A 19,988-nucleotide genomic window follows, 5' to 3' on the forward strand; every position below is an offset into this window, starting at 1 on the left:
GATTATATTACCCCACCAGAGTTGGTTCTGGTAGTTGTTTAATGTAATTGAACGCCTGGTATTTCCATTAAACGGATAATATTAAGGGTCAAACTATTAATAAGTCATATCGAAGGCACTCCCTCCACTTTTTTTAATCTTCGTTGTAATGATCAGCTTGTATGCTTCGATAGAATTCTAAGAAAGTTGTTATAGAAAGTAACATAAAACGAAGTTGTCCTTCATATTAAATTAACAGGAAGACATAGAAGAATATGGAGGGAATTATGGACGAAAACAACGAAAAACACGAGCGACAAGCAAAGATTCATTTCAATAGTCGAGGAAGTCAAGCGCAAGAAAAAGTGGAAGAGAGGGATATAAATAAATGGAAAGGGGACGAACCTGCAAAGCTTCATTCACAAACTGTTGGCAAAAGAGGACCTATCTTAAAACAGGATAGTGTAGAACATGAAACACTGCAAGAATTTATCCATGAGAAAATCATTGAACGACCTGTTCATGTCAAAGGATTCGGTGCTTTTGGCTATTTTCAAACGGTGCATTCAATGAAAGAACATACACAGCTTAGTTTCCTACAGCGTCCTGGTCAACAAGTACCTGTAATGGTGCGGTTTTCATTAGCAGTGAGTACGAAAGGAACACCTGATACATCAAGGAATGTAAGAGGGTTTGCAACTAAGTTTTATACAGAAGAGGGGATATTTGATTTAATTTGTAATCATATTCCTGTTTTCTCTGTGCGTGATACGATTCGTTTCCCTGAGGCGATTAAAGCGTTTTTACCATCTCCAGTCAATAATTTAATTGATCCCAATCGCTTCTGGAGCTTTGTAGCACGAGCACCAGAGTCGTTAAATTTTGTTGTCCATCTATATTCAGATGCTGGAACAGTGAAAAGTTTGCGTCATATCCCAGGACATAGTGTGAATACATATGTCTGGCGTAATGCGAAGGGAGAAAGGAAATATGTGAAATATCATTGGTATCCGTTTGCAGGTATTGAATATATTACGAGGCAGGAAGCGGGCAAACTAGCCGGTGAGAATCCAGATTATGCTGGGAAAGATCTTTTTGATACCATTGCATCTGGCAAAACAGTAGAGTACGGATTATACGTTCAATTAATGGATCCCATGGATGAGGGGAAATTATCGTATGATCCGCTTGATGATACGAAAGTGTGGGATGAAAGACAGTATCCATTGGTACCAGTTGGTCGAATGGTTTTAAATAGAAACCCCAAAAATTATATGGAAGAAGTAGAGAAGGTCTCTTTTTCACCTGTTAACCTGTTAGAGGGAGCGGAGTTATCCGATGATAAGATGCTTCAAGGTCGAGCGAATATTTATAGCGATTCACAAAGAAGAAGAATCGGACCTGGGTTTAGGAAGTTGCCAGTAAATGGCCAAGCAGATTGGACACCTGCCAACCAGGTGACAAGTGGAGATGGCCGATTTGTTGAAGGGAAATTACAAAGAAGTGATTTAATAAAACAAAATGATTATGCGCAGGCTGGAGAATTTTATCACGCTTTAAGTCCACAAGAGAAAGAACATTTAGTCGATAATATTGCTGCAGATTTAAAAGGGATTGATCAAGATATAAAAGAAGTGGTATTGTCATATTTTCACCGAGCTTCTTCAGAACTTGGGGAAGCGATTGCCAAGCATGTCTAAAATTCTCAGCATAACCTCCGTTTAAAATAATCTGTTACGAGGTAATTAATACGTAAGAGATGGAGGCGATATAAAATGGCAGAATTAACAGCTGTGAAAGTCGTATTACAGGATGAGATGGAAGAATATTTTACAGACGATAATGATCAGAAGGAAGCAGCAGACGCTTTATTAAGAGTCGATACCGTTTTGTTTTACGGGAAAAATATGGAGCTTCTAAATGATTATGAGCCAGCGAAAGAATGGGACCACTTTTATGATTTTGAATTCAATTCAGCTGATGATATTAAGAAAGAAATTGCTGAGAGGTTAGAAATCAGTCCTGATATAGTGGAAGTCGAATAAACCAGCTATCAGCTGGTTTTTTTTATGGATTGGAAAAGATTAGATAGATGCATGCCTATTTGGAGTCGATTATTCAAGCAACTCCGTTTGAAGTTGGTCAACAGACTGGTATACTTTTCTTTATTAAAACGATCGTTTAGAAAGGGTATGAAGCATGCATTTAGGAATTCTTGATCAAATGCCGAGACCACGTCACTTGTCAGTTGAGGAAACGGTAGAAGAAACAATCCATAAAGTACAGATGGCAGAAGAATGGGGATATGAGCGTTATTGGTTTGCTGAGCACCACGGGACAAAAGGGATGACTTCTAGTGCACCTGAAATCCTAATGGCAACAGCAGCGGCAAAAACAAAGACCATTCATGTAGGCAGTGGCGGGATTTTATTGTCTCAGTATAGTCCGTATAAAGTGGCTACACAAATGCTACAACTTCAATCAATTTTTCCAGGTAGGATTGAGGCAGGTGTAGGACGTTCACCAGGGGGACCGGAACGAATTCGTAAAGCCTTAGCTAATGGTGTGAAGAATGAAACGGGCATTTATCCTGAAAAAATAAAACAAATGCTGCATTATTTCGCAGGGGATCAGTCGGTGCAAGCGACACCTAGGCCGAGGGTATCGCCGCAGCTTTATAGTCTGGGTCTTGGGGAGAATAGTGCCCAGCTAGCAGCAGAGCTTGGAATTGGTTATGTCTTTGGTCACTTTATTCAATCTGGAAGAGGCGTGCAGGCCCACAAACAATATCGGGAGTATTTTCAGCCGGGCTTTTTAGTAAATCCGAAGGCGATTACTGCTGTATTTGTCATTTGTGGTGCGACAGATGAAGACGCAGAGGAAATGGCCATTACACAAGATATATGGTTATTAAGGACGGAAAAAGGAATTGATAGTCGGATTCCGACACTTGAGGAAGCAAAAGCAATGCGGTTAACAACAGAAGATAAAAAAAGAATCGCATTGAATAGAAAAAGAATGATTATCGGTGGGCCAGCAAAAGTAAAAGAAGAGCTCAGCAAATGGAGCGAACTTTATGAATGTGACCACTGGTTATTATTAAATAACACCTATCATTTTGCTGATCAACGCCAATCTTATGAACGCATTGCAGAAATGTTTTTCTGAAGATGTGGTTAACTCTCAAGTAGTACACGCATTAATAGAATTTAACTAACAAAAAATGTGTTGGCAAGTGTAAAGGTGGAGAAGAAGAGGAAGGTTTTTCCGCAAATCAGAAATACCAACTCAACTGGGATTAATTGTGACGAGTTGTGCCTGCAAATAGGAAATACGAATACAAGCGGGATGAAAAGCGAGAAGAAGTGTTGGTAAATGAGAAATGCGAACATAAGTGGGAAGAAGAGCGCCGAGAAGTGTTGGTAAATTGGAAATGCGAACCCAAGTGGGATGAAAAGTGCCGAGAAGTGTTGGCAAATGAGAAATGCGACCACAAGTGGGAAGAAGAGCGCCGAGAAGTGTTGGCAAAGCGGAAATGCGAACATAAGTGGGAAGAAAAGCGCCGAAAAGTGTTGGTAAAACGGAAAATAAGACCACAAGTTCCACCAAATATACCAAGTGGGCAAAACATTTACAATAGTAAGGGCATCCAGAAAGTCTCATTGCCGACTTTTTAGACGCCCTAAAATATACTAAGGTTCTAAGGATATCAATTTTTCAATTGCGCCCTCGTTACCTTTTCAGAAACTCAGGATCAGCAAAACTTGGATTCGGATAGTTATAGAAGCCTTCTCCTGTTTCTCGTCCGAGTTTACCTTTATCTATATACTCCGTTTTTAATAGGTGAGCTAATTTTTTAAAGGCTTCATTGCCGGTTGCATCGGCTTTTGCTTGTGAGATATTGTAAGCTGTGCGGATTCCAACGACATCAAGTATAGCGAACGGGCCTAGTGGAGCACCAGTGCCAATCATCCATGTTTTATCAATGGTTTCTGGGTCAGCTACTTCATTCACTAATAACATTTGTCCTGCCTCTAATAATGGAACGAGTAAGGAATTTAAGATATACCCTGGTTGTTCTTTATGCAATTGTAGAGGGACCATCCCTATTTCTCTTGCAAATTCAACGATTTGGTTAAAAACATTCATGTCTGTACCGGGGTGTTTCATTACTTCAGCCGTATTGTTTTTCCAAATTTCATTTGCAAAATGCAATGCTAGAAATTGTGACGGTCTCCCTGTGAAAGCTACAAATTGGCTAGGAAGTAATGTGGATGAATTCGTTGCAAAGATTGTTTCTTTCGGTGCGACTGCACTTAATTTTGTATAAAAGTCTTCTTTAATGCTAACCACTTCTGGAACAGCTTCAATCACTAAATCAGCTTGCTCGACAGCTTTAGATAAATCAGTATAAAAAGACATCCGTTCGAATGCCGCATCGACTTGTTCATCGGTTGCCTGTAAATCATTTTTATAGCTTTCCTTCAGCTTCAATATTCTACCTTTTGCTGTTGCTAGTGCTTCCTCAGAAATGTCATACACACTTACTTGAAATCCACTATACGCTGTTTGGTAAGCAATCTGACTGCCAAGTACCCCACTACCTGCAACTGTGATATGTTTGAATCCCATTGTAATCCCCTCTTTATAAAAAGTTATTTTCACATTTTCATTATGGCATAGTCTTACCTTCTATGACTTTCGACTTATAGAAGGATTGTTAAGTAAAACTGAAACATCTTTATTCGTTAACATGGCTCTTCAATTAATGTAGGTAAATGGATGGTTTGGTAAACATTTTTTATTTTATCTTTACAGATAACAAAAAGGGGAGTAATATAACTTCATCAATTAAATATCATCTCAATCGCTGAATCCTTAATTGGAGCGGAGGAACCACTTTTGTAGAGGTAATCTACTTGGGGTGAATCCTTTAAAGAATGTAAAAAGGAAGGGTTATTCTTGACCCTAATCCGACAGCTAACTTCGTAAGCGTTAAGAAAAGATGGTAACTTGTGATCAAATAACGTGACCACGGGGGATCCCTCTGTGGTCTTTTTGCTGTTCCTTTTTTCTCATTGAAGTACTCACAAGTCGATAGTAAGGATGGGATAGCCTATAAAGAAAACCTTTGCTTTGTCTGGTTTGGGGCATTTTGAGCAACGATGCTACAAGAACTAAAAGAGATGAATGTTGAAGTTTTAGCAGTAGATAAGGATGAAATGAAAGTAATTAAACATCGCGACCTCTCTACAAATGTTGCTGTTTACATTCACTAGATGAGCACACGTTAAGGTAAGAAGGGGTGAATCATGTTTTTATTTCGTTTGGAGAAGATGTGCAATGAAGGATTTTAACAGCCTTTCTTCTGAAGGGTATGGGGGTAAAAGCGCATAACAATTTTCATGAGAAAGTGTTAGAAAGGATAGGTGTTGACCGAGTCATTCATTAAGAGAGATATGACTATAAGAGTTGCAGGAAATATTGTCACACTTTCAATGGTTGATTTTTTTGAATTTGCTCATGATTACACCATCGCTGAAATGCTTGTAGGAAAGAAATTTTGGGGGCGTAAATTAAAAGATTTACGAATTGCTAAGCGGTTTAATTGTCATATTGTCGGTATTCAGGCGAGAACAGAACTTTACCGTTTCTCCAAGTGAAGAAGGACCAATTCAGATGAATGATATTTTAATAGTAGTGGGTAAAAAAAGAGTCATTATACGCTTTGAAAAAGAAGGAGCATAGAAAGATGAACAACGCAATCGTTCGGTTAAATCCATCTCAGTTGTTATTGTTAGTGTTCTTGTTTTTCATTATATTAGGGACGATTTTTTTAAAACTTCCATTTGCAACGACAACACAGGTTACTTGGACAGATGCATTATTTACAGCAACTTCATCCATGACGGTAACAGGGTTAGCTGTTGTAGATACTGGTACGGTCTATACACTATTTGGGCAATTAGTCATCCTTGCATTAATACAAATTGGTGGATTAGGGATCATGTCATTTGCAGTGTTAATTTTTATGCTCCTTGGTAAAAGGATAGGGTTTAGGGAGCGGTTATTAGTTCAACAGTCATTAAACCATACATCTATTGGTGGAATCATTAAATTAGTAAAAAGTTTATTCATTTATTCCTTCACGATTGAATTAATTGCTATGTGTTTTTTAGCCATTACTTGGGTCCCTGAATTTGGTTGGGGAAGGGGTATGTACCTCAGCTTCTTTCACTCCATTTCCGCTTTCAATAATGCTGGCTTATCGCTGTTTCCTGATAATTTAATGGGATATGTGGGGGACCCTATTATTAATATTGTTATTTCATCTTTGTTCATTCTTGGCGGTATTGGTTTCACTGTTTTAGCGGATATTTGGTATAAACGTAAATTTAAGAAACTGAGCTTACATTCAAAACTGATGATTGTCGGCACTGTAGTTATCAATGCTTTTGCGATGTTAGTTATATTCGTGATGGAGTTCCATAATCCACATACATTAGGCGCTATGTCTGAAATGAGTGATAAACTTTGGGCAGCTTACTTTCAAGCGACATCACCGAGGACGGCAGGGTTCAATACAATCGATATAGGTAATATGCATGAAGCAACCATTACTTTCATGCTACTTCTCATGTTTGTTGGTGCGGGTAGCGGCTCTACTGGTGGTGGAATTAAGTTAACAACTTTTTTAGTCATCGTATTATCAGTTATCAGTTTTTTAAAGCAAAAGCAGCAAATTACCATTGCTAATAGAGCAATTAAAGAAACCATCATATTTAGATCATTGGCCATTTCTATGATTAGTTTCTTATTTATCTTCTTAGCTGTGTTTATTCTCAATATTACAGAACCAGAGCCGTTTTTAAAATTATTATTTGAAACGGTCTCAGCTTTTGGGACTGTTGGGCTTTCTATGGGGATTACGGCTGATCTATCTAACATTGGTAAGATTATTATAGTATTTATTATGTTTCTCGGAAAAATTGGGCCTTTAACATTTGCCTTTTCTCTAGCCAAACCAAGACAAGAGAAGATAAGATATCCGAGTGAAGATATCATGACAGGTTAAATATAATTGAGTCAGCTTTTATTGTTCATATAGGTAAGGGCTGACTCGAGAAACTCGATAACTTCTTGCTTAATAGGATATAAGTTTAATGATTTTGATTGCCCTTTTGATCTTCGTGCTTCCCAAAATTGTTCAGAGAGTGCTTGATTACCGTTGAACATTTCCATTGAGTAAATTTCCACATCACTCGCAATTAATTGGGCAACGTCAGAAGAAGGCGCTTCTCCGTTTTTTAAACAAAGTTCTATGCGCTTAATAATATTCATCCATTTCTTAATTTGACCATCATCATTCTCTAATTTGGGAAGTGATGTCTCCCATTCCTTTGTTAGCGGTGTATGATCCTCACTCTCTTTTAACGTTAAGGGAAGAAGTTGTTCCCAACCAATCTCTCCTTCTAAATCTACACTGTTCCTTAAAGTTTGTGTATATTTTTGCGCTTGTACGATATCGTCAATTGACGCTTTCAATGTTTGAAGGTGGATATCTAGCACTGATGATACAGTCGTCTCGTCAATGAGCTTTTGTATATCTTCTAACGACATATTCGCTTTCTTTAATAGCAATACTTTTTGCAGACGAAGTAAGTCCAGTTGTGTATAGAAACGTTTGCCATAATCATCTTTATAAGTAGGGGTGACTAATTGAATTTCATCATAATATCGTAAAGTTCTAACAGAAATGGACCAATCTTTAGCAATTTTACCCGTCGAAAAATAATCCATCTTTTCTCTCCTTTGAACTTGAAGATGACGTAACGTAACCAGGTACTCTTAATATATCAAATAAATTGGGGGTAAATGGAGTGAATACCTTATTTTCAAAAGAATCACGCTGGTCAATACAAACGTTTTTACTTATTCTGATGTTTGTCTTCATCATAGTGCCGATATTCATTGAAAATTGGGCACAAGACCTATTGCAGCGGTTATTTCAAAATGATTTATATGCGGGGACTTTGACAGGGTTAATCATGGCAATTGCCTTTACAGTGGCTCTTTATTATATTACGATTAAATCATATGGATTGAATTGGCAGTCGCTTGGCTTGAAGTCGTTTGCTAAGAGCTATTGGCTACCGATTATCGGATGGACTTTTTTTCTAATTGTGGGCAGTGGATTGCTTGTTATTCTTATGGATTTATTTGGTGTTGGCGTAGAAAATAAGAAAACCGCTTCATTAACAGCAGAACTGAATGGTTTTACGATTCTCATTGCATTTATATCTGCGGCCATTGTGTCACCCATTTATGAAGAAATTTTGTATCGTGGCTTTATTTACAAATGGTTTAGGACTAAATGTAATATTGGACTGAGTATGCTCATTAGTTCTACGATTTTTACGGTGGTACATTTACCGACTTATAACACATTACCAGTTAATTTTTTCAGTGGACTTATCTTCGCTTGGACTTATGAGAAAACAGGCTCCATCTATCCTGCGATGATTATCCATAGCGTTTTTAACGGACTGGCGATTCTATTAACTGCCTTTACTTAATTATCTTAATTTTTAGTTTTCACGAAACGTTTGAAGCGAATAATCGTAAACAATAGAGGGGGTGAATAGAATGAAATGGTTATTTGCTATTTTACTGCTTATGTTATTACTTTTTTATTATTATCGCTTATTTAATGTTTTCTTTAAGATTAAGAAAAATAAGGTATTCCTATTGCCAGATGAAGTATTAGAGGACATTCGTATTGAGCCGCAAAGGCCGATAGCAGAGCCAAAGGTAGCTAGTCAGAAGGGCAGTATCTTTACTTATATTTTTATCACATGTATGGTGTTTATCGCGATCATGTTTATTGTTTTTTCCGATCAGTTAGATGTTTCGAATTATCTGCTGTTACTTGTACCTCTTTTTCAAATGGAGTTTCTGTTTAACCAATTAGTTTTTCTTCAAAAAGGGATTGTTAAAGGGCTAAAGTATATCCCTTGGCATAAAATTGATTCTTATGAAGTTCAGTCTATTGATATTAATAACCGTCATTTTGGTTTTGATAAAAAAGTAAATGATGGTTTTGAGATGAAGCTTCATTCAGGTCGTTCGAGTCAGGTTAGTTTACTAGTTACTTCAACAGAGGCTTATGAACAGTTGCAAATCCTGTTAGAATCTCATGGTATTAAACAAAAAGCCTAAATAAATGGGAGGGACGAGATGAGTAATCATGAACAATTTTTAACAGAGGCAGTACATCTAGCAGTAGAAAACGTAGGAAATGCAGGAGGACCTTTCGGAGCAGTCATTGTAAAGGACGGGAAGGTGATTGCCAAAGGTGTGAATAGGGTAACAGCTCTTCATGACCCAACGGCGCATGCGGAAGTAATGGCTATTAGGGAAGCATGTACGAAGTTACAATCTTTCACATTAACAGGCTGTATTCTTTATACAAGCTGTGAGCCTTGTCCCATGTGTTTAGGTGCGATTTACTGGGCGCGTTTGGAAAATGTGTATTACGCAGCCGATCGGAAAGATGCAGCAAAAGCGCTTTTTGATGATGATTTTATTTACCAAGAGATTGGCATAGACCCGAAAGATAGAGGTCTTCCGTTTGTACAATTGACACTAAATCAATCACAGCTCCCTTTTGATGCTTGGAGTAAGCAAGTCAATCGAACTTCATATTGACTTCACGGAAATTCCTTACTTTCTGCATAAGGATATATTATTCTTAAAAGTGATACATCTACATAAAGGAGAGCAGTATGGGCACAAATAAAAATCAATTCCAACCGATGAAGTTATTATTTTTTATTACGATTATTGTCGTTATCGCAGTTGTTATCATGGTGTTCATAAACAATCAAGGAAATGAAAAGGATGAGTATACATCTTTTGAAAATGCACCCCCTATTGAAGGACAGCCTGTTTTAGGCAAGGCGGAATCACCTGTACAAATCGTAGAATTTGGCGACTTTAAATGTCCAGCGTGTAAACAATGGGGTGAGACTATTTATCCGCAATTAGTGGAAGATTATGTAGACACGAATCAAGTGAATTTCTCTTATATCAATGTGCTCTTCCATGGCGATGAGTCTAAATTAGGTTCAGTTGCAGCCGAAGCTGTTCATCTATTGGAACCTGATGCATACTGGGCATTCCATAAAGGTTTGTTTGATAAGCAGCCAGAGAGTGGGCAACATGATTCTGTCTGGTTAACAACGGAAGTGCTAGAGGAAGTCGTTGCAGAAACGACGTCAATTCCACTAGAAGATCTATTGGCAGAAATGAAAAAAAGCGCAACAATAGAGGCGGTTAATCATGACACTTCACTCGTAGGTGAATATGAAGTCCAGCTCACACCGACGATTATGATTAACGATAAAATGGTGACAGATCCATTTAATTATGATTCAATCAAACGTTTGATTGAAGAAGAGTTAGAGGGATAAGAATGAAGAAAAATCAAATCATGTTGTATTTTTCTTGGGTGGTTGCACTCATAGCAACATTAGGTAGTCTATACTTTAGTGAAATTAAGCAGTTTATTCCTTGTGAGCTCTGTTGGTATCAAAGAATATTCATGTATCCACTCGTTTTAATCTTGGGGATCGGTACGTTCTATCAAGATATTTCTGTGCGAAGATTTGCGCTACCAATGGCGTTTATTGGCTGGTGTATTTCTCTCTATCATTATCTTGTACAAAAAGTGCCTGGACTCGCTGAGGTCACCCCATGTTCAAGCGGTGTACCATGTAGTGGCCAATATATCAATTGGTTCGGGTTTATCACCATTCCTTTCTTGGCATTAACGGCTTTCACGCTTATTATCTTCTTTTGCCTGATGATAAAAAAAGACAATCAAGCATCATAAACATTCCTCGTACATATGATTGTACGGGGTTTTTGTTTTGTTCGTAATGGAGTAGAAATCGGTTGTGAATTTGTAAATGGAAGAAGGGGAAGCTGCTTGACATGAGACAAGCGTAAAATCTCATTATATGCACACAATTCATTTGAAAATCACGAATAGAATTGTATGTAAATCGGACATCGCCATTCATCCGCAAATTCCGTGAACACTTCCGCTTTAATCCGACTTGCCCATTCTTCATCTACTTTCTAGGGTTGGACATGAGCGTAAAAATGAAGGTCTGTGAGGCATTGCATTTTCTTCGATTAATTTTCTAACTATCTCTGAATTTCCCATCTGTTAGAACAACTTGTGATATATGTTTTTTCATGCTTAATCTACTTGAAAATGGGTAAAATAATGTTAGTGAAAATCTGCCATTTATTAAAGGAGGAAATGAGATGAAAAACCCAATAAAACAAGGGATGATGTTAGGGTTAGGTTTAGCAGCAGCAGGGAAAGACCGTGCACAAGAAATGATGGATGAGTTAGTGAAAAGAGGAGAGTTAACAAAACAGGAAGCGAAGGATTTTATGCAGGAGGTAAGGGCGAAAGGCCAAGAGAAGCAAACGCAGATAGACGACAAAGCCCATCAACGAATGACTAGTTTATTGCATGATTTGAATATCGCTACAAAGGATGATGTCTTAAGATTAGAGGAACGGATTCTAGCACTTGAGGCAAACAATCGAGAAGAGAATTAAGGGAGGTTTTTGCCATTTTCAAACCAAAGATGAGTCATATTCATCGCTATCGTGAAATTGCCGTAGCCTTCTCTCATTACGGTTTTGGTTATCTCTTAAAAGAATTAGGCTTGCATGAAGTATTGTCCCTACCTAAACGTATGTTCATGCGAAAGCAAGAGGAAATTCATGAAAAGACGACAGGTGAACGTGTTCGTCTGTTTTTAGAAGAGCTTGGACCGACGTTTATTAAAGTTGGTCAGATTGCGAGTACAAGGTCAGATATTTTTCCGGAATCAATTATTAGGGAATTGGAAAAATTGCAGGAACATGCCCCGTCATTTTCATTTGCAGAGGTAAAAAAAATTGTTGAAACCGAACTAGGGGAAGAACTACATGACCTCTTTACAGAATTTCAAGAGGAGCCATTAGGATCGGCATCTATCGGTCAAGTCCATTATGGTGTCCTCCATTCTGGTGAAAAAGTAGCTGTTAAGGTACAACGGCCTGATATTGAGAAGACCATGAGAACAGATTTAGAAATTTTGATAGAAATTGCTAAAATCGCAGAAAAACGGCTACATTGGGCATCGCAATATCAGTTAGTGGAAATGATGAAAGAATTTTCTAAAGCATTGTTAAATGAGTTGAATTATTTACTTGAAGGTCGTAATGCAGATAAAATTGCCAATCAATTTGAAGACAATAATCATTATAAAATCCCAAAAACATACTGGAAATATACGACGAAAAAAGTGTTAACTATGGAATATATTGAAGGGTGCGGCATCCTTGAAAATAAAAGTTTGGCGGAACAAGGGTTTAATAAACAACTGATCGCCGAAAGAATCGTTGAAGGCATCCTCCAGCAAATATTAGAGGAAGGTGTATTCCATGCAGATCCTCATCCAGGTAACATTTGTGTATTACCAGGAAATGTAATTGTTTTCATGGATTTTGGTATGGTTGGACGTTTAACTGAGGATATGAAAGAAAATTTAGCATCATTAATTATTGCCATGTTGCGGCAAAGTACCGATGGAGTCATTAAAGCCATCACTAAAATGGGTATTGTCCAAGATGATGTCGATGTTGAACTTTTAAAAATTGATGTTGATTTACTAAGAGAGAGATATTATGATATTCCGTTTAGTGAAATATCAATTGGCGAGGCGGTTAATGATTTGTTTTCCGTTGCCAATCAACATCATATACATATCCCAACAAACTTAACATTAGTGGGAAAAACATTGTTAACAATGGAAGGTATTGTTGAAAAACTTGACCCTAATATAAGCATATTAAAAATTGCTGAGCCTTTTGGTAGACGATTAATTATTAATAAATATCGACCTGATCATTTGGCGAAAGATTCGCTAGCTCATATCGGGGAGTATTTTGATATTCTAAAGGAAGCGCCGTATAATTTGAAAGATTTGATTGCCCTTATCAAAAAGGGAAAAATCCCGCTCGAACTGAACTTGCCAAACAGTGAAAAATTTCTAACGAGAATTGATCGTATCAGCAACCGGCTAGCATTTAGTATCGTGTTGCTAGCATTTTGCATTATAATGGTGGGTTTAATTATCGGTTCCGCCCTTGGCAGGCAATCATCTCTCCTATGGAATATACCAGCAGTAGAAATCGGCTTCGTCATTGCGATATTAATGTTCTTATTTCTTATATACACCATCATTAGAGCAGGGAGATTCTGACGACTCTCTGCTTTTTGTTTTGGGTAGAATTTTTCTGATTTCACTACACAAGCAATTCATGGTGAGAATATAGTGTAGAGAGGTGAACGGTTTTGTCAATAAACGTTAATGTTGCTTATGGTTAATACAAAAATTCTCATTGGCAGTCCAATTAATCAAGAACCCGATATTTTAAAAGAGTTTCTGCTATCCTTAGCCAATTTAAAAACGGATACAATGGAGATTCATTATCTTTTCATAGATGATAATCAGAATGAAGAATCAAGTAGACTACTACGTCATTTTGCCAAATGGAAGAAAGATGTTGCGATTTTATCCGCAAAAGAAGATAGTATCTATATTCGTACCGACTTTACCCATTTCTGGAATGATGCTCTCATCTGGAAGGTTGCTCGCTTCAAAGATATGCTTATTGAGCAGGCGAAATTTGAAGAATTTGATTATTTGTTTTTAATTGACTCTGATTTGCTTTTACACCCGAATACCCTTCATACACTTATTTCCACGAAAAAAGAAATTGTTTCAGAGGTATTTTGGACGGCTTGGCAAGAGGGGACAATTCCTTATCCGCAGGTGTGGTTAACAGATGAATATACCCACTGGAGACAGGCGGATGAAGGTGCCATAACAGACGAAGAAAAGGCCGTTCAAACCGAGGCCTTTATTCAACAATTACAAACTCCAGGTGTTTATGAAGTAGGAGGATTAGGTGCGTGCACGCTAATTAGCAGGAAAGCTTTGTTAGCAGGTATTCATTTTAGTAAAATTAAAAATCTCAGTTTTTGGGGAGAAGATCGACATTTTTGTGTGAGAGCTGTGGCATTAGGACTGGATCTACATGTAGACACACATCTGCCAGCTTATCATATTTATCGTTCTTCTGACCTTACAGGCATACCCGCATTTAAAGAAAAATGTCAGTATGCTTATAGCGAACTACCTATTTATCCAGAAAAAGCAGATAGCCATCAAATTCGCTTATCGATGATTGTGAAGAATGAAGAAGGTCGTTATTTACAAACGATGTTAAAGAAAGTAAAGCCATTTATCGATGAAGCTGTGATTATAGATGATGCTAGTACTGATCAGACTATATCGATTTTCTTGCAAGAACTAAAAGGTATGCCAATTAAATTGGTCAAGAATGCAAGCTCCCAGTTTGCCAATGAAGTGGAACTAAGAAAACAACAGTGGTTAGAAGCAACGAATGGTTTTTTAGGTTGGGTATTAAATCTTGACGCAGATGAATGGTTTGAGGAGAGTTTTATTGATTATATTGATGACTTTGTTAAACAGGATACTATCGACCTGTACTGTTTTAGACTGTATGATATGTGGGATGAAGACCATTATCGTGAAGATGAATACTGGCAAGCACATTTCTTATACCGTCCATTTCTAGCAAGAGTTAGATCAACCTTTCAGCCTGTCTGGAAAGAAACACCACAGCATTGTGGGAGATTTCCAGAAAACATCTTCCAACTTACCCACAGTTTATCCACAATACGAGTCAAGCATTTAGGCTGGGCAAAAGAAAAAGATCGATTAGAAAAATATGAGAGATATAAGCTGCTTGACCCGAATAGCCTCTACGGTAATGAGAAACAATATGAATCGATTCTAGATAAGAATCCCCGTTTAAAACAATGGTGAGAAACATAAAGCAAATGGTCAGTTTCGAAATGAACTTCGATTCATAGCTAGGAAACTATTTGTATGCTAAACTAAAAATAATTAAAAATTGTTGCAGGGGGACTCAGAAAATGAGTTGAGAAGGTTAAAACCTGACCCTTAGAACCTGTTCGTTAAGACGATCGTAGGGAGCATCTTCCAACTATATGCATATGTATGGTAGGCTCTCCATTTTCGGGGAGCCTTTTGTTTTGTTTCCCTGAACATTTTTAATTACATCTATTGAAAAGAGGGAATAGCGTGAGAGAAGAAGTCGTGTTAGTAACAGGAGCAAGTCGTGGATTAGGAGCTGCAATTGCTGAAAAGTTTGGTAAGGAGGGCTACAAAGTAGTCGTTAATTATTTTAATAATAAAGAAAAAGCAGATGCAGTAGTTGAAAAAATCGGACAAGATCGTGCATTGGCTATCCAAGCTGATGTAAGAGATCATCAAGCAGTAAAAGCAATGGTAGCAGACACAATTGCTCATTTTGGTCGCTTGGATATCGTTGTAAATAATGCATTAGTTCAATTTAAATTTGATCCTGTGGCACAGGCGAAAGTAGAGGAATTATCTTGGGCTAGCTATCAAACCCAGTTTGAAGGCGCGATAAAAGCAAGCTTAAATGTTGTTCAATCTGCTCTTCCGGCTCTAAAGGATTCACAGCAAGCCCGTGTGATTGGTATTGGCACGAATCTTTACCAGAACCCAGTCGTTGCCTACCATGAATATACAACAGCCAAAGCGGCATTAATTGGCTTTACACGCAATATGGCCAAAGAGCTCGGACAGTATGATATTAATGTGAATATGGTTTCCGGTGGATTATTAGATACAACGGATGCAAGTGCTGTTACTACCCCTGAGGTATTTGCGATTGTGGCTGATAACTCTGCTATCCGCCGTGTGACAAAACCAGAAGACGTAGCAGAAGCCGTTGTTTTCTTAGCCTCTCCAGGCGCTAGAGCGATTACGGGACAAAATCTAGTCGTTGATCATGGATTGACGATGAACTAAGATAAAAAAGGTCGTCATCTTTGTTTATGGCGGCCTTTTTCAATAAAATGGACTTATTTTGTAGGTTGATAAATCAGTAAAGAGCTTATATCAGCAAATGTGAGACTAAGTCGAAGCTAAACTCCAATTTATTCGCAGAAAAGGATATTTTTAAAATAACAACTTAATTTTCTCACTAGTATTTTATTCTACTAGATGTTAAAACGGTCGATTGAACGTTCAATCAGTATTGTTCAATTTTTCCTTGTTTATATCGATAGCCAAACATAGAAGATGCTTGTAGGTGAAACTTCAGCAGTTGCTTGCTCATCGGATCCGATGCTTCCTTAGGCATCTTATCGTTAAATCCAACAACTGTCACTGCACCGAGTAATTGATTCTGGTAGTCTAGCAAAGGGACGGAAGCCGAAGAAATCGATGGAATTAAAGGTTCGGTAGCGAAGGAGATTTTCGATTGTTGAATCATTTGCCATTCTGCGTTATCGATCGCTTCCCCGTCTCCTAGCCAATCTTTTGTCAGTACTGGGTTTAAGAAGCTTAAGAAAATCTTCCCTGCGGCAGATGTTGGTGGTAAGCTTCCGCCTAGTTGTGTACCAATATGAAGTGGTTCATTCGAATGACAAATCTTTGTCGTAATAGGTCCGTTGTTTGTCCATAATGAAAACGAAACGGTGCAGGAAGTAAGCGAAGAAAGTTCCTGCATATACGGAGTGATTGCATCGGCAATATCACGACTACCAAAGGCGGCTGTACCATATTGAATCAATTTGCTACCAAGATAATACAGGTTTGTCCCTTTTTCACGATAGAGCATGTTCAATTGCGTAAGTGTATTTAAATATTTATATAAATTACTTTTCGTAATACCGGTTTCTTCTTGAATGGTTGAGAATTTCATTGGGGTATCTTTTTGATAGATTAATTCGATGATAGAAATGCCTATTTGCAAGGATTGTATCATCGTACTACTTTTTTGTATTTCCATGTATGTAACTCCTCAATATGCTAGTCATGTTGAATCCTAATTTATCAGAAACTACATCAAACAACAACCTTCCTTTAGAGGGTTGGTAGGATATCCCTATAAATTCAGTATATATAAGAATAGTAAGTGAGTTGGCGATTATTAACTTGGTCAATGAAGGTGCTCAACTCACGAAAAATAGGGAGCGGTCAAATATATTAATTTAACCTTTTCCATTTTTTTAGCTCTTTTTGAACATAGGATAATGATTGTAGTTTTTCTTTTAGTTCAGCTACAGAGAGACGATAAGTATTATTGGAGTGATATTCTTCTACAGAGTTTGTATCAGTTTCTATTCTGGTATCTCGAGGAATGCGATAGAAGCCTTCAAGATCAATAGCTTTCGCTGCTTCTTCTTTTGTTAGTAAAACTTCATAGAGCTTTTCTCCCGGCCGTGTGCCAATTAATTCTAAAGGAAGGCTAACGTGAAAAAGTTCTTTAATCGCTTGTGCTAAATCTGTAATATAGGCAGCAGGCGATTTTTGTACCATAATATCCCCATTACAAGCATTCTCAAAAGCGTACAATACGAGTTCGACAGCCTCATCTAAACTCATCATAAAACGGGTCATTAAAGGATGCGTAACAGTTAGCGGCTTTCCTTCCTTTACTTGTTCTATGAGTAGCGGAATGATGGACCCCCTTGATGCCATGACATTTCCGTATCTTGTGCCACATATAATGGTACCACGAGCGTTAGCTTGTCTCGATTTAGCGATAAATGTCTTTTCCATTAAAGCTTTAGACATTCCCATTGCATTAATTGGATAGGCTGCTTTGTCCGTTGATAGGCAGACAATTTTCTTTACCCCTGCTTGTATTCCTGCACTTAATACATGATCGGTGCCAAGAATATTCGTTTTCACCGCCTCTAGCGGATGTGACTCACATGAGGGTACTTGTTTTAAGGCTGCTGCATGAAAAATGTAATCAACCCCGTCCACAGCTGGTAATAAAGTACTCATATCCCGAACATCGCCGAGGATATAAGAGATTCTTCCATCTGCATACTGTTTTTGCATGTCATCTTGTTTTTTTTCATCACGAGAAAAGATGCGTATTTCTTTTATTTCACTATGCAAAAAACGTTCTAACACCACATGCCCAAACGAGCCGGTTCCACCTGTAATTAATAGCGTTTTATTTTTAAACATAAGTATGGAACGCACCTTTCTGTCATTTCCCACAATGGGCTTACTTTAATCCAAAATAGTATAAATAATATTCGGAATTTATTCGTGGATAGTTATACCAGTAAGCGATAATTCCTGTTATGTGCACTGAAGGGTTTTGGTCTAAGAGCGCTTGATGAAAATCACAGTCCCCCGCCATATCCGGTCTTTCAGAAAATCTCGCTTCTCCCACACAGCTTCTCTTAATGATCCTAAATTGCCCACACCATTCACGATAATTTTCTTCCGTTGCTTGAAAGAGCTGGCCATCCTTTGTCACCATGCTGTAATAATAAATGTCGTACTCACCATCTATTTTAGCGAGTACTTCACGAATGGTTGGTAAATAAATATCATCGCTATCAATAATGGCAATATAATCTCCAGTTGCGGCTTCGATACAACGATTATACGAATAGCTAGCGCCACGATTTTCCCCATTTTCTAAGATTTTTAGTTGAGGGTACTGTTGTTGATATTCTTTTAACATCACTAATGTTTGATCGGTTGATCCGTCATCACAAACAATGATTTCATCGGCATATTCTTTAGGAATGCTATCAAGCATCGAGCGAACCCATTGTTCACTATTATAAACCGGGGATAAAAAGCTGAATCTCATGACTTTTCCTCACTTTATTATGCATGATTTTGGGGCAGGTGTTATATCGTTTAGTGTATGCGCCTAATTAAAAGTGGTGAATTTAGGACATAAAAAGAAATTATTTACAATAAATTTCTTTTGGTGTAATATTACACTCAAGAGGGGTGAGGGAATGTTTATGGTGAGTTTACCGTTATGGTTTTGGCTATTGTATTATCTCTTTTTGTTTATTTCATTTATGATGGCGTTAAGAATGTTATGGAGGAAACAAATTAGAAAAACAGCATTATTCGTCATCTTTTTTGTTCTAACAATCCCTTTTATTTCTATATTCAATGCTATTGGTCGCGGTGAAGAAATGAATGAAGGGGAGTTTTTCCTTCATGAGCTTTTTGATGGTGCACTATGGGCGTTGTATAGTGTTTTCGGTTATCTTGTTTTATTGTGGTTTTGGTGGAAGGCTATAATATTGTCTATAAATAGAAGGGGATGAACACTGACATGAAGATGTTTTTTCGAGTTTTATTTCCCTCTATATGTATTTTTATATTTACGTGGATATGTTCATTTTTTCCGTTTAGCAAAATCTTATTATTAGGGATTTATGTCCTTTTTCCGCTAGCTTTTATTATCCAAGGTATGATTTGCGCGCGCTTAAAAAAGCAGATGATCATAGGCTTTATCTGTTCATCCGCTGCGATAATAATTCCGGTTTCGTATTGGTTTGAGGTAGGTAGTATGGTGAATGCTGTTATATTATATACCGTATTAGGACTCATTTCGTTCTTCTTATATGGACGGAAGGTGAAAAGTGCTTAGCCTATTTAAGCTAAGTCATATTTGCTCTGATTTTCTCTGGGATCATAACGACTTCGGTAATTAAATTAACTGGTTTGTAGGTTTCATCTATACAATCTTGCCAATATTGGAGATGTTTTTTATCTACCCAGTGGGTGGATTCAGTCACTTCAATCCCATCCCTACCTTGTACAGAATACCAGTAAAGATATTCATTTTCGTTTTGTACTTCGCGAAAAATCGTTTCAATATACATTTTTTCTTCTTCAAGTGTGAGGAGTACTTCTTTCATATGATGATTAAGGAATTGTAACCATTCGTCTACAGCTTTTGTTTTTCCTTTTTTAACCTTAAAACGTGTGAGTTCAACGTTCATACAATCTCTCCTTTTA

At 37.6% G+C, this 19,988-nt stretch carries 23 protein-coding genes and 2 riboswitches; of the genes, 16 read left to right on the forward strand and 7 right to left on the reverse strand.

From position 1 onward, the window contains the following. The first annotated feature begins 266 nt into the window (after nt 1-266). The 3 genes from MHI57_RS17075 to MHI57_RS17085 all read left to right on the forward strand — a co-directional run bounded on the left by MHI57_RS17075 (nt 267) and on the right by MHI57_RS17085 (nt 3,147). Complete coding sequence (locus MHI57_RS17075; RefSeq protein ID WP_328198932.1) at nt 267-1,679, forward strand: catalase; 1,413 nt, start codon at nt 267-269, stop codon at nt 1,677-1,679. A 75-nt stretch (nt 1,680-1,754) separates the two neighbouring features. Continuing rightward, nucleotides 1,755-2,024, forward strand: coding sequence for a hypothetical protein (locus MHI57_RS17080; protein ID WP_095370940.1), 270 nt, complete (start codon nt 1,755-1,757; stop codon nt 2,022-2,024). 154 nt (nt 2,025-2,178) lie between these two features. Next, a complete protein-coding gene (locus MHI57_RS17085) occupies nt 2,179-3,147 on the forward strand; it encodes an LLM class flavin-dependent oxidoreductase (RefSeq protein WP_322910284.1) in 969 nt (322 codons plus the stop codon). 120 nt (nt 3,148-3,267) lie between these two features. On the opposite strand, the gene MHI57_RS17090 is transcribed toward MHI57_RS17085, so the two are convergent. Continuing rightward, nucleotides 3,268-3,576, reverse strand: coding sequence for a hypothetical protein (locus MHI57_RS17090; RefSeq protein WP_322910285.1), 309 nt, complete (start codon nt 3,574-3,576; stop codon nt 3,268-3,270). A gap of 135 nt (nt 3,577-3,711) precedes the next feature. Continuing rightward, nucleotides 3,712-4,611 carry a 3-hydroxyacyl-CoA dehydrogenase gene (locus tag MHI57_RS17095; protein WP_095370937.1) on the reverse strand — a complete coding sequence of 300 codons (900 nt, stop codon included), beginning with the start codon at nt 4,609-4,611 and terminating at the stop codon, nt 3,712-3,714. A 226-nt stretch (nt 4,612-4,837) separates the two neighbouring features. Further along, a riboswitch (cyclic di-AMP (ydaO/yuaA leader) is annotated at nt 4,838-4,989 on the forward strand. Nucleotides 4,990-5,411: 422 nt separating this feature from the next. Between MHI57_RS17095 and MHI57_RS17100 the strand changes: the two genes are divergently transcribed. The 3 genes from MHI57_RS17100 to MHI57_RS17105 are packed head-to-tail and all read left to right on the forward strand — an operon-like array spanning nt 5,412 to nt 7,054. Further along, complete coding sequence (locus tag MHI57_RS17100) at nt 5,412-5,642, forward strand: hypothetical protein (RefSeq protein WP_322910286.1); 231 nt, start codon at nt 5,412-5,414, stop codon at nt 5,640-5,642. Further along, entirely contained in the window at nt 5,596-5,727 is a 132-nt protein-coding gene (locus tag MHI57_RS25075; protein WP_416337107.1) for a hypothetical protein, read from the forward strand. Before MHI57_RS17100 ends, MHI57_RS25075 begins: the two co-directional genes overlap by 47 nt. Then, the gene (locus tag MHI57_RS17105) at nt 5,708-7,054 is read left to right on the forward strand and encodes a TrkH family potassium uptake protein (RefSeq protein WP_416337105.1); all 1,347 of its coding nucleotides are present in this window, start codon (nt 5,708-5,710) and stop codon (nt 7,052-7,054) included. The genes MHI57_RS25075 and MHI57_RS17105 overlap by 20 nt, the downstream gene beginning before the upstream one ends. 11 nt (nt 7,055-7,065) lie before the next feature. Here the strand turns inward: MHI57_RS17105 and MHI57_RS17110 are convergent, their stop codons facing one another. Further along, nucleotides 7,066-7,779, reverse strand: a complete 714-nt coding sequence (locus tag MHI57_RS17110) for a MerR family transcriptional regulator (RefSeq protein WP_340977425.1) — start codon at nt 7,777-7,779, stop codon at nt 7,066-7,068. A gap of 80 nt (nt 7,780-7,859) precedes the next feature. Between MHI57_RS17110 and MHI57_RS17115 the strand changes: the two genes are divergently transcribed. The 9 genes from MHI57_RS17115 to MHI57_RS17155 all read left to right on the forward strand — a co-directional run bounded on the left by MHI57_RS17115 (nt 7,860) and on the right by MHI57_RS17155 (nt 15,998). Then, nucleotides 7,860-8,555, forward strand: a complete 696-nt coding sequence (locus tag MHI57_RS17115) for a CPBP family intramembrane glutamic endopeptidase (RefSeq protein WP_307315603.1) — start codon at nt 7,860-7,862, stop codon at nt 8,553-8,555. A 70-nt stretch (nt 8,556-8,625) separates the two neighbouring features. Then, a complete protein-coding gene (locus MHI57_RS17120) occupies nt 8,626-9,198 on the forward strand; it encodes a hypothetical protein (protein ID WP_340977429.1) in 573 nt (190 codons plus the stop codon). Nucleotides 9,199-9,216: 18 nt separating this feature from the next. Further along, nucleotides 9,217-9,687: a nucleoside deaminase gene (locus MHI57_RS17125; protein ID WP_307315599.1), complete on the forward strand. Its 471-nt coding sequence runs from the start codon at nt 9,217-9,219 to the stop codon at nt 9,685-9,687. 77 nt (nt 9,688-9,764) lie between these two features. Further along, nucleotides 9,765-10,451, forward strand: a complete 687-nt coding sequence (locus MHI57_RS17130) for a DsbA family protein (protein WP_307315597.1) — start codon at nt 9,765-9,767, stop codon at nt 10,449-10,451. A gap of 2 nt (nt 10,452-10,453) precedes the next feature. Next, complete coding sequence (locus MHI57_RS17135) at nt 10,454-10,873, forward strand: disulfide oxidoreductase (RefSeq protein WP_340977437.1); 420 nt, start codon at nt 10,454-10,456, stop codon at nt 10,871-10,873. A gap of 440 nt (nt 10,874-11,313) precedes the next feature. After that, complete coding sequence (locus tag MHI57_RS17140; protein ID WP_095370929.1) at nt 11,314-11,616, forward strand: phasin family protein; 303 nt, start codon at nt 11,314-11,316, stop codon at nt 11,614-11,616. Nucleotides 11,617-11,645: 29 nt separating this feature from the next. Beyond that, a complete protein-coding gene (locus MHI57_RS17145; protein ID WP_307315593.1) occupies nt 11,646-13,310 on the forward strand; it encodes an ABC1 kinase family protein in 1,665 nt (554 codons plus the stop codon). A gap of 117 nt (nt 13,311-13,427) precedes the next feature. After that, entirely contained in the window at nt 13,428-14,963 is a 1,536-nt protein-coding gene (locus tag MHI57_RS17150) for a glycosyltransferase (RefSeq protein ID WP_095370928.1), read from the forward strand. 85 nt (nt 14,964-15,048) lie between these two features. Beyond that, nucleotides 15,049-15,150: riboswitch (TPP riboswitch) on the forward strand. A 92-nt stretch (nt 15,151-15,242) separates the two neighbouring features. Further along, nucleotides 15,243-15,998 carry a 3-oxoacyl-ACP reductase gene (locus tag MHI57_RS17155; protein ID WP_340977440.1) on the forward strand — a complete coding sequence of 252 codons (756 nt, stop codon included), beginning with the start codon at nt 15,243-15,245 and terminating at the stop codon, nt 15,996-15,998. 223 nt (nt 15,999-16,221) lie between these two features. Here the strand turns inward: MHI57_RS17155 and MHI57_RS17160 are convergent, their stop codons facing one another. The 3 genes from MHI57_RS17160 to MHI57_RS17170 all read right to left on the reverse strand — a co-directional run bounded on the left by MHI57_RS17160 (nt 16,222) and on the right by MHI57_RS17170 (nt 18,816). Continuing rightward, on the reverse strand, nt 16,222-16,983 hold the full coding sequence (locus tag MHI57_RS17160) for an IclR family transcriptional regulator (RefSeq protein ID WP_095370926.1): 762 nt from the start codon (nt 16,981-16,983) through the stop codon (nt 16,222-16,224). Nucleotides 16,984-17,180: 197 nt separating this feature from the next. Beyond that, the gene (locus MHI57_RS17165) at nt 17,181-18,176 is read right to left on the reverse strand and encodes a polysaccharide biosynthesis protein (RefSeq protein WP_095370925.1); all 996 of its coding nucleotides are present in this window, start codon (nt 18,174-18,176) and stop codon (nt 17,181-17,183) included. Between the two features lie 40 nt (nt 18,177-18,216). Next, on the reverse strand, nt 18,217-18,816 hold the full coding sequence (locus MHI57_RS17170; protein WP_322910295.1) for a glycosyltransferase family 2 protein: 600 nt from the start codon (nt 18,814-18,816) through the stop codon (nt 18,217-18,219). Between the two features lie 154 nt (nt 18,817-18,970). On the opposite strand from MHI57_RS17170, the gene MHI57_RS17175 reads away from it, so the two are divergent. Next, the gene (locus MHI57_RS17175) at nt 18,971-19,291 is read left to right on the forward strand and encodes a hypothetical protein (protein ID WP_340977446.1); all 321 of its coding nucleotides are present in this window, start codon (nt 18,971-18,973) and stop codon (nt 19,289-19,291) included. 336 nt (nt 19,292-19,627) lie between these two features. Here the strand turns inward: MHI57_RS17175 and MHI57_RS17180 are convergent, their stop codons facing one another. Continuing rightward, nucleotides 19,628-19,972, reverse strand: a complete 345-nt coding sequence (locus MHI57_RS17180; protein ID WP_322910296.1) for a DUF6176 family protein — start codon at nt 19,970-19,972, stop codon at nt 19,628-19,630. Between the last annotated feature and the right edge of the window lie 16 nt (nt 19,973-19,988).

Source organism: Cytobacillus sp. FSL K6-0129 (assembly GCF_038007625.1).
Classification (GTDB): Bacteria; Bacillota; Bacilli; order Bacillales; family Cytobacillaceae; genus Cytobacillus; species Cytobacillus kochii.

Coding starts and splice junctions, on each gene's coding strand:
- MHI57_RS17110 (WP_340977425.1), bottom strand. CDS start 7,779: ATGGATTATTTTTCGACGGGTAAAATTGCTAAAGATTGGTCCATTTCT.
- MHI57_RS17120 (WP_340977429.1), top strand. CDS start 8,626: ATGAAATGGTTATTTGCTATTTTACTGCTTATGTTATTACTTTTTTAT.
- MHI57_RS17160 (WP_095370926.1), bottom strand. CDS start 16,983: ATGGAAATACAAAAAAGTAGTACGATGATACAATCCTTGCAAATAGGC.
- MHI57_RS17075 (WP_328198932.1), top strand. CDS start 267: ATGGACGAAAACAACGAAAAACACGAGCGACAAGCAAAGATTCATTTC.
- MHI57_RS17085 (WP_322910284.1), top strand. CDS start 2,179: ATGCATTTAGGAATTCTTGATCAAATGCCGAGACCACGTCACTTGTCA.
- MHI57_RS17145 (WP_307315593.1), top strand. CDS start 11,646: ATGAGTCATATTCATCGCTATCGTGAAATTGCCGTAGCCTTCTCTCAT.
- MHI57_RS17170 (WP_322910295.1), bottom strand. CDS start 18,816: ATGAGATTCAGCTTTTTATCCCCGGTTTATAATAGTGAACAATGGGTT.
- MHI57_RS17135 (WP_340977437.1), top strand. CDS start 10,454: ATGAAGAAAAATCAAATCATGTTGTATTTTTCTTGGGTGGTTGCACTC.
- MHI57_RS17175 (WP_340977446.1), top strand. CDS start 18,971: ATGTTTATGGTGAGTTTACCGTTATGGTTTTGGCTATTGTATTATCTC.
- MHI57_RS17150 (WP_095370928.1), top strand. CDS start 13,428: ATGGTTAATACAAAAATTCTCATTGGCAGTCCAATTAATCAAGAACCC.
- MHI57_RS17140 (WP_095370929.1), top strand. CDS start 11,314: ATGAAAAACCCAATAAAACAAGGGATGATGTTAGGGTTAGGTTTAGCA.
- MHI57_RS17165 (WP_095370925.1), bottom strand. CDS start 18,176: ATGTTTAAAAATAAAACGCTATTAATTACAGGTGGAACCGGCTCGTTT.
- MHI57_RS17130 (WP_307315597.1), top strand. CDS start 9,765: ATGGGCACAAATAAAAATCAATTCCAACCGATGAAGTTATTATTTTTT.
- MHI57_RS17080 (WP_095370940.1), top strand. CDS start 1,755: ATGGCAGAATTAACAGCTGTGAAAGTCGTATTACAGGATGAGATGGAA.
- MHI57_RS17125 (WP_307315599.1), top strand. CDS start 9,217: ATGAGTAATCATGAACAATTTTTAACAGAGGCAGTACATCTAGCAGTA.
- MHI57_RS17180 (WP_322910296.1), bottom strand. CDS start 19,972: ATGAACGTTGAACTCACACGTTTTAAGGTTAAAAAAGGAAAAACAAAA.
- MHI57_RS17095 (WP_095370937.1), bottom strand. CDS start 4,611: ATGGGATTCAAACATATCACAGTTGCAGGTAGTGGGGTACTTGGCAGT.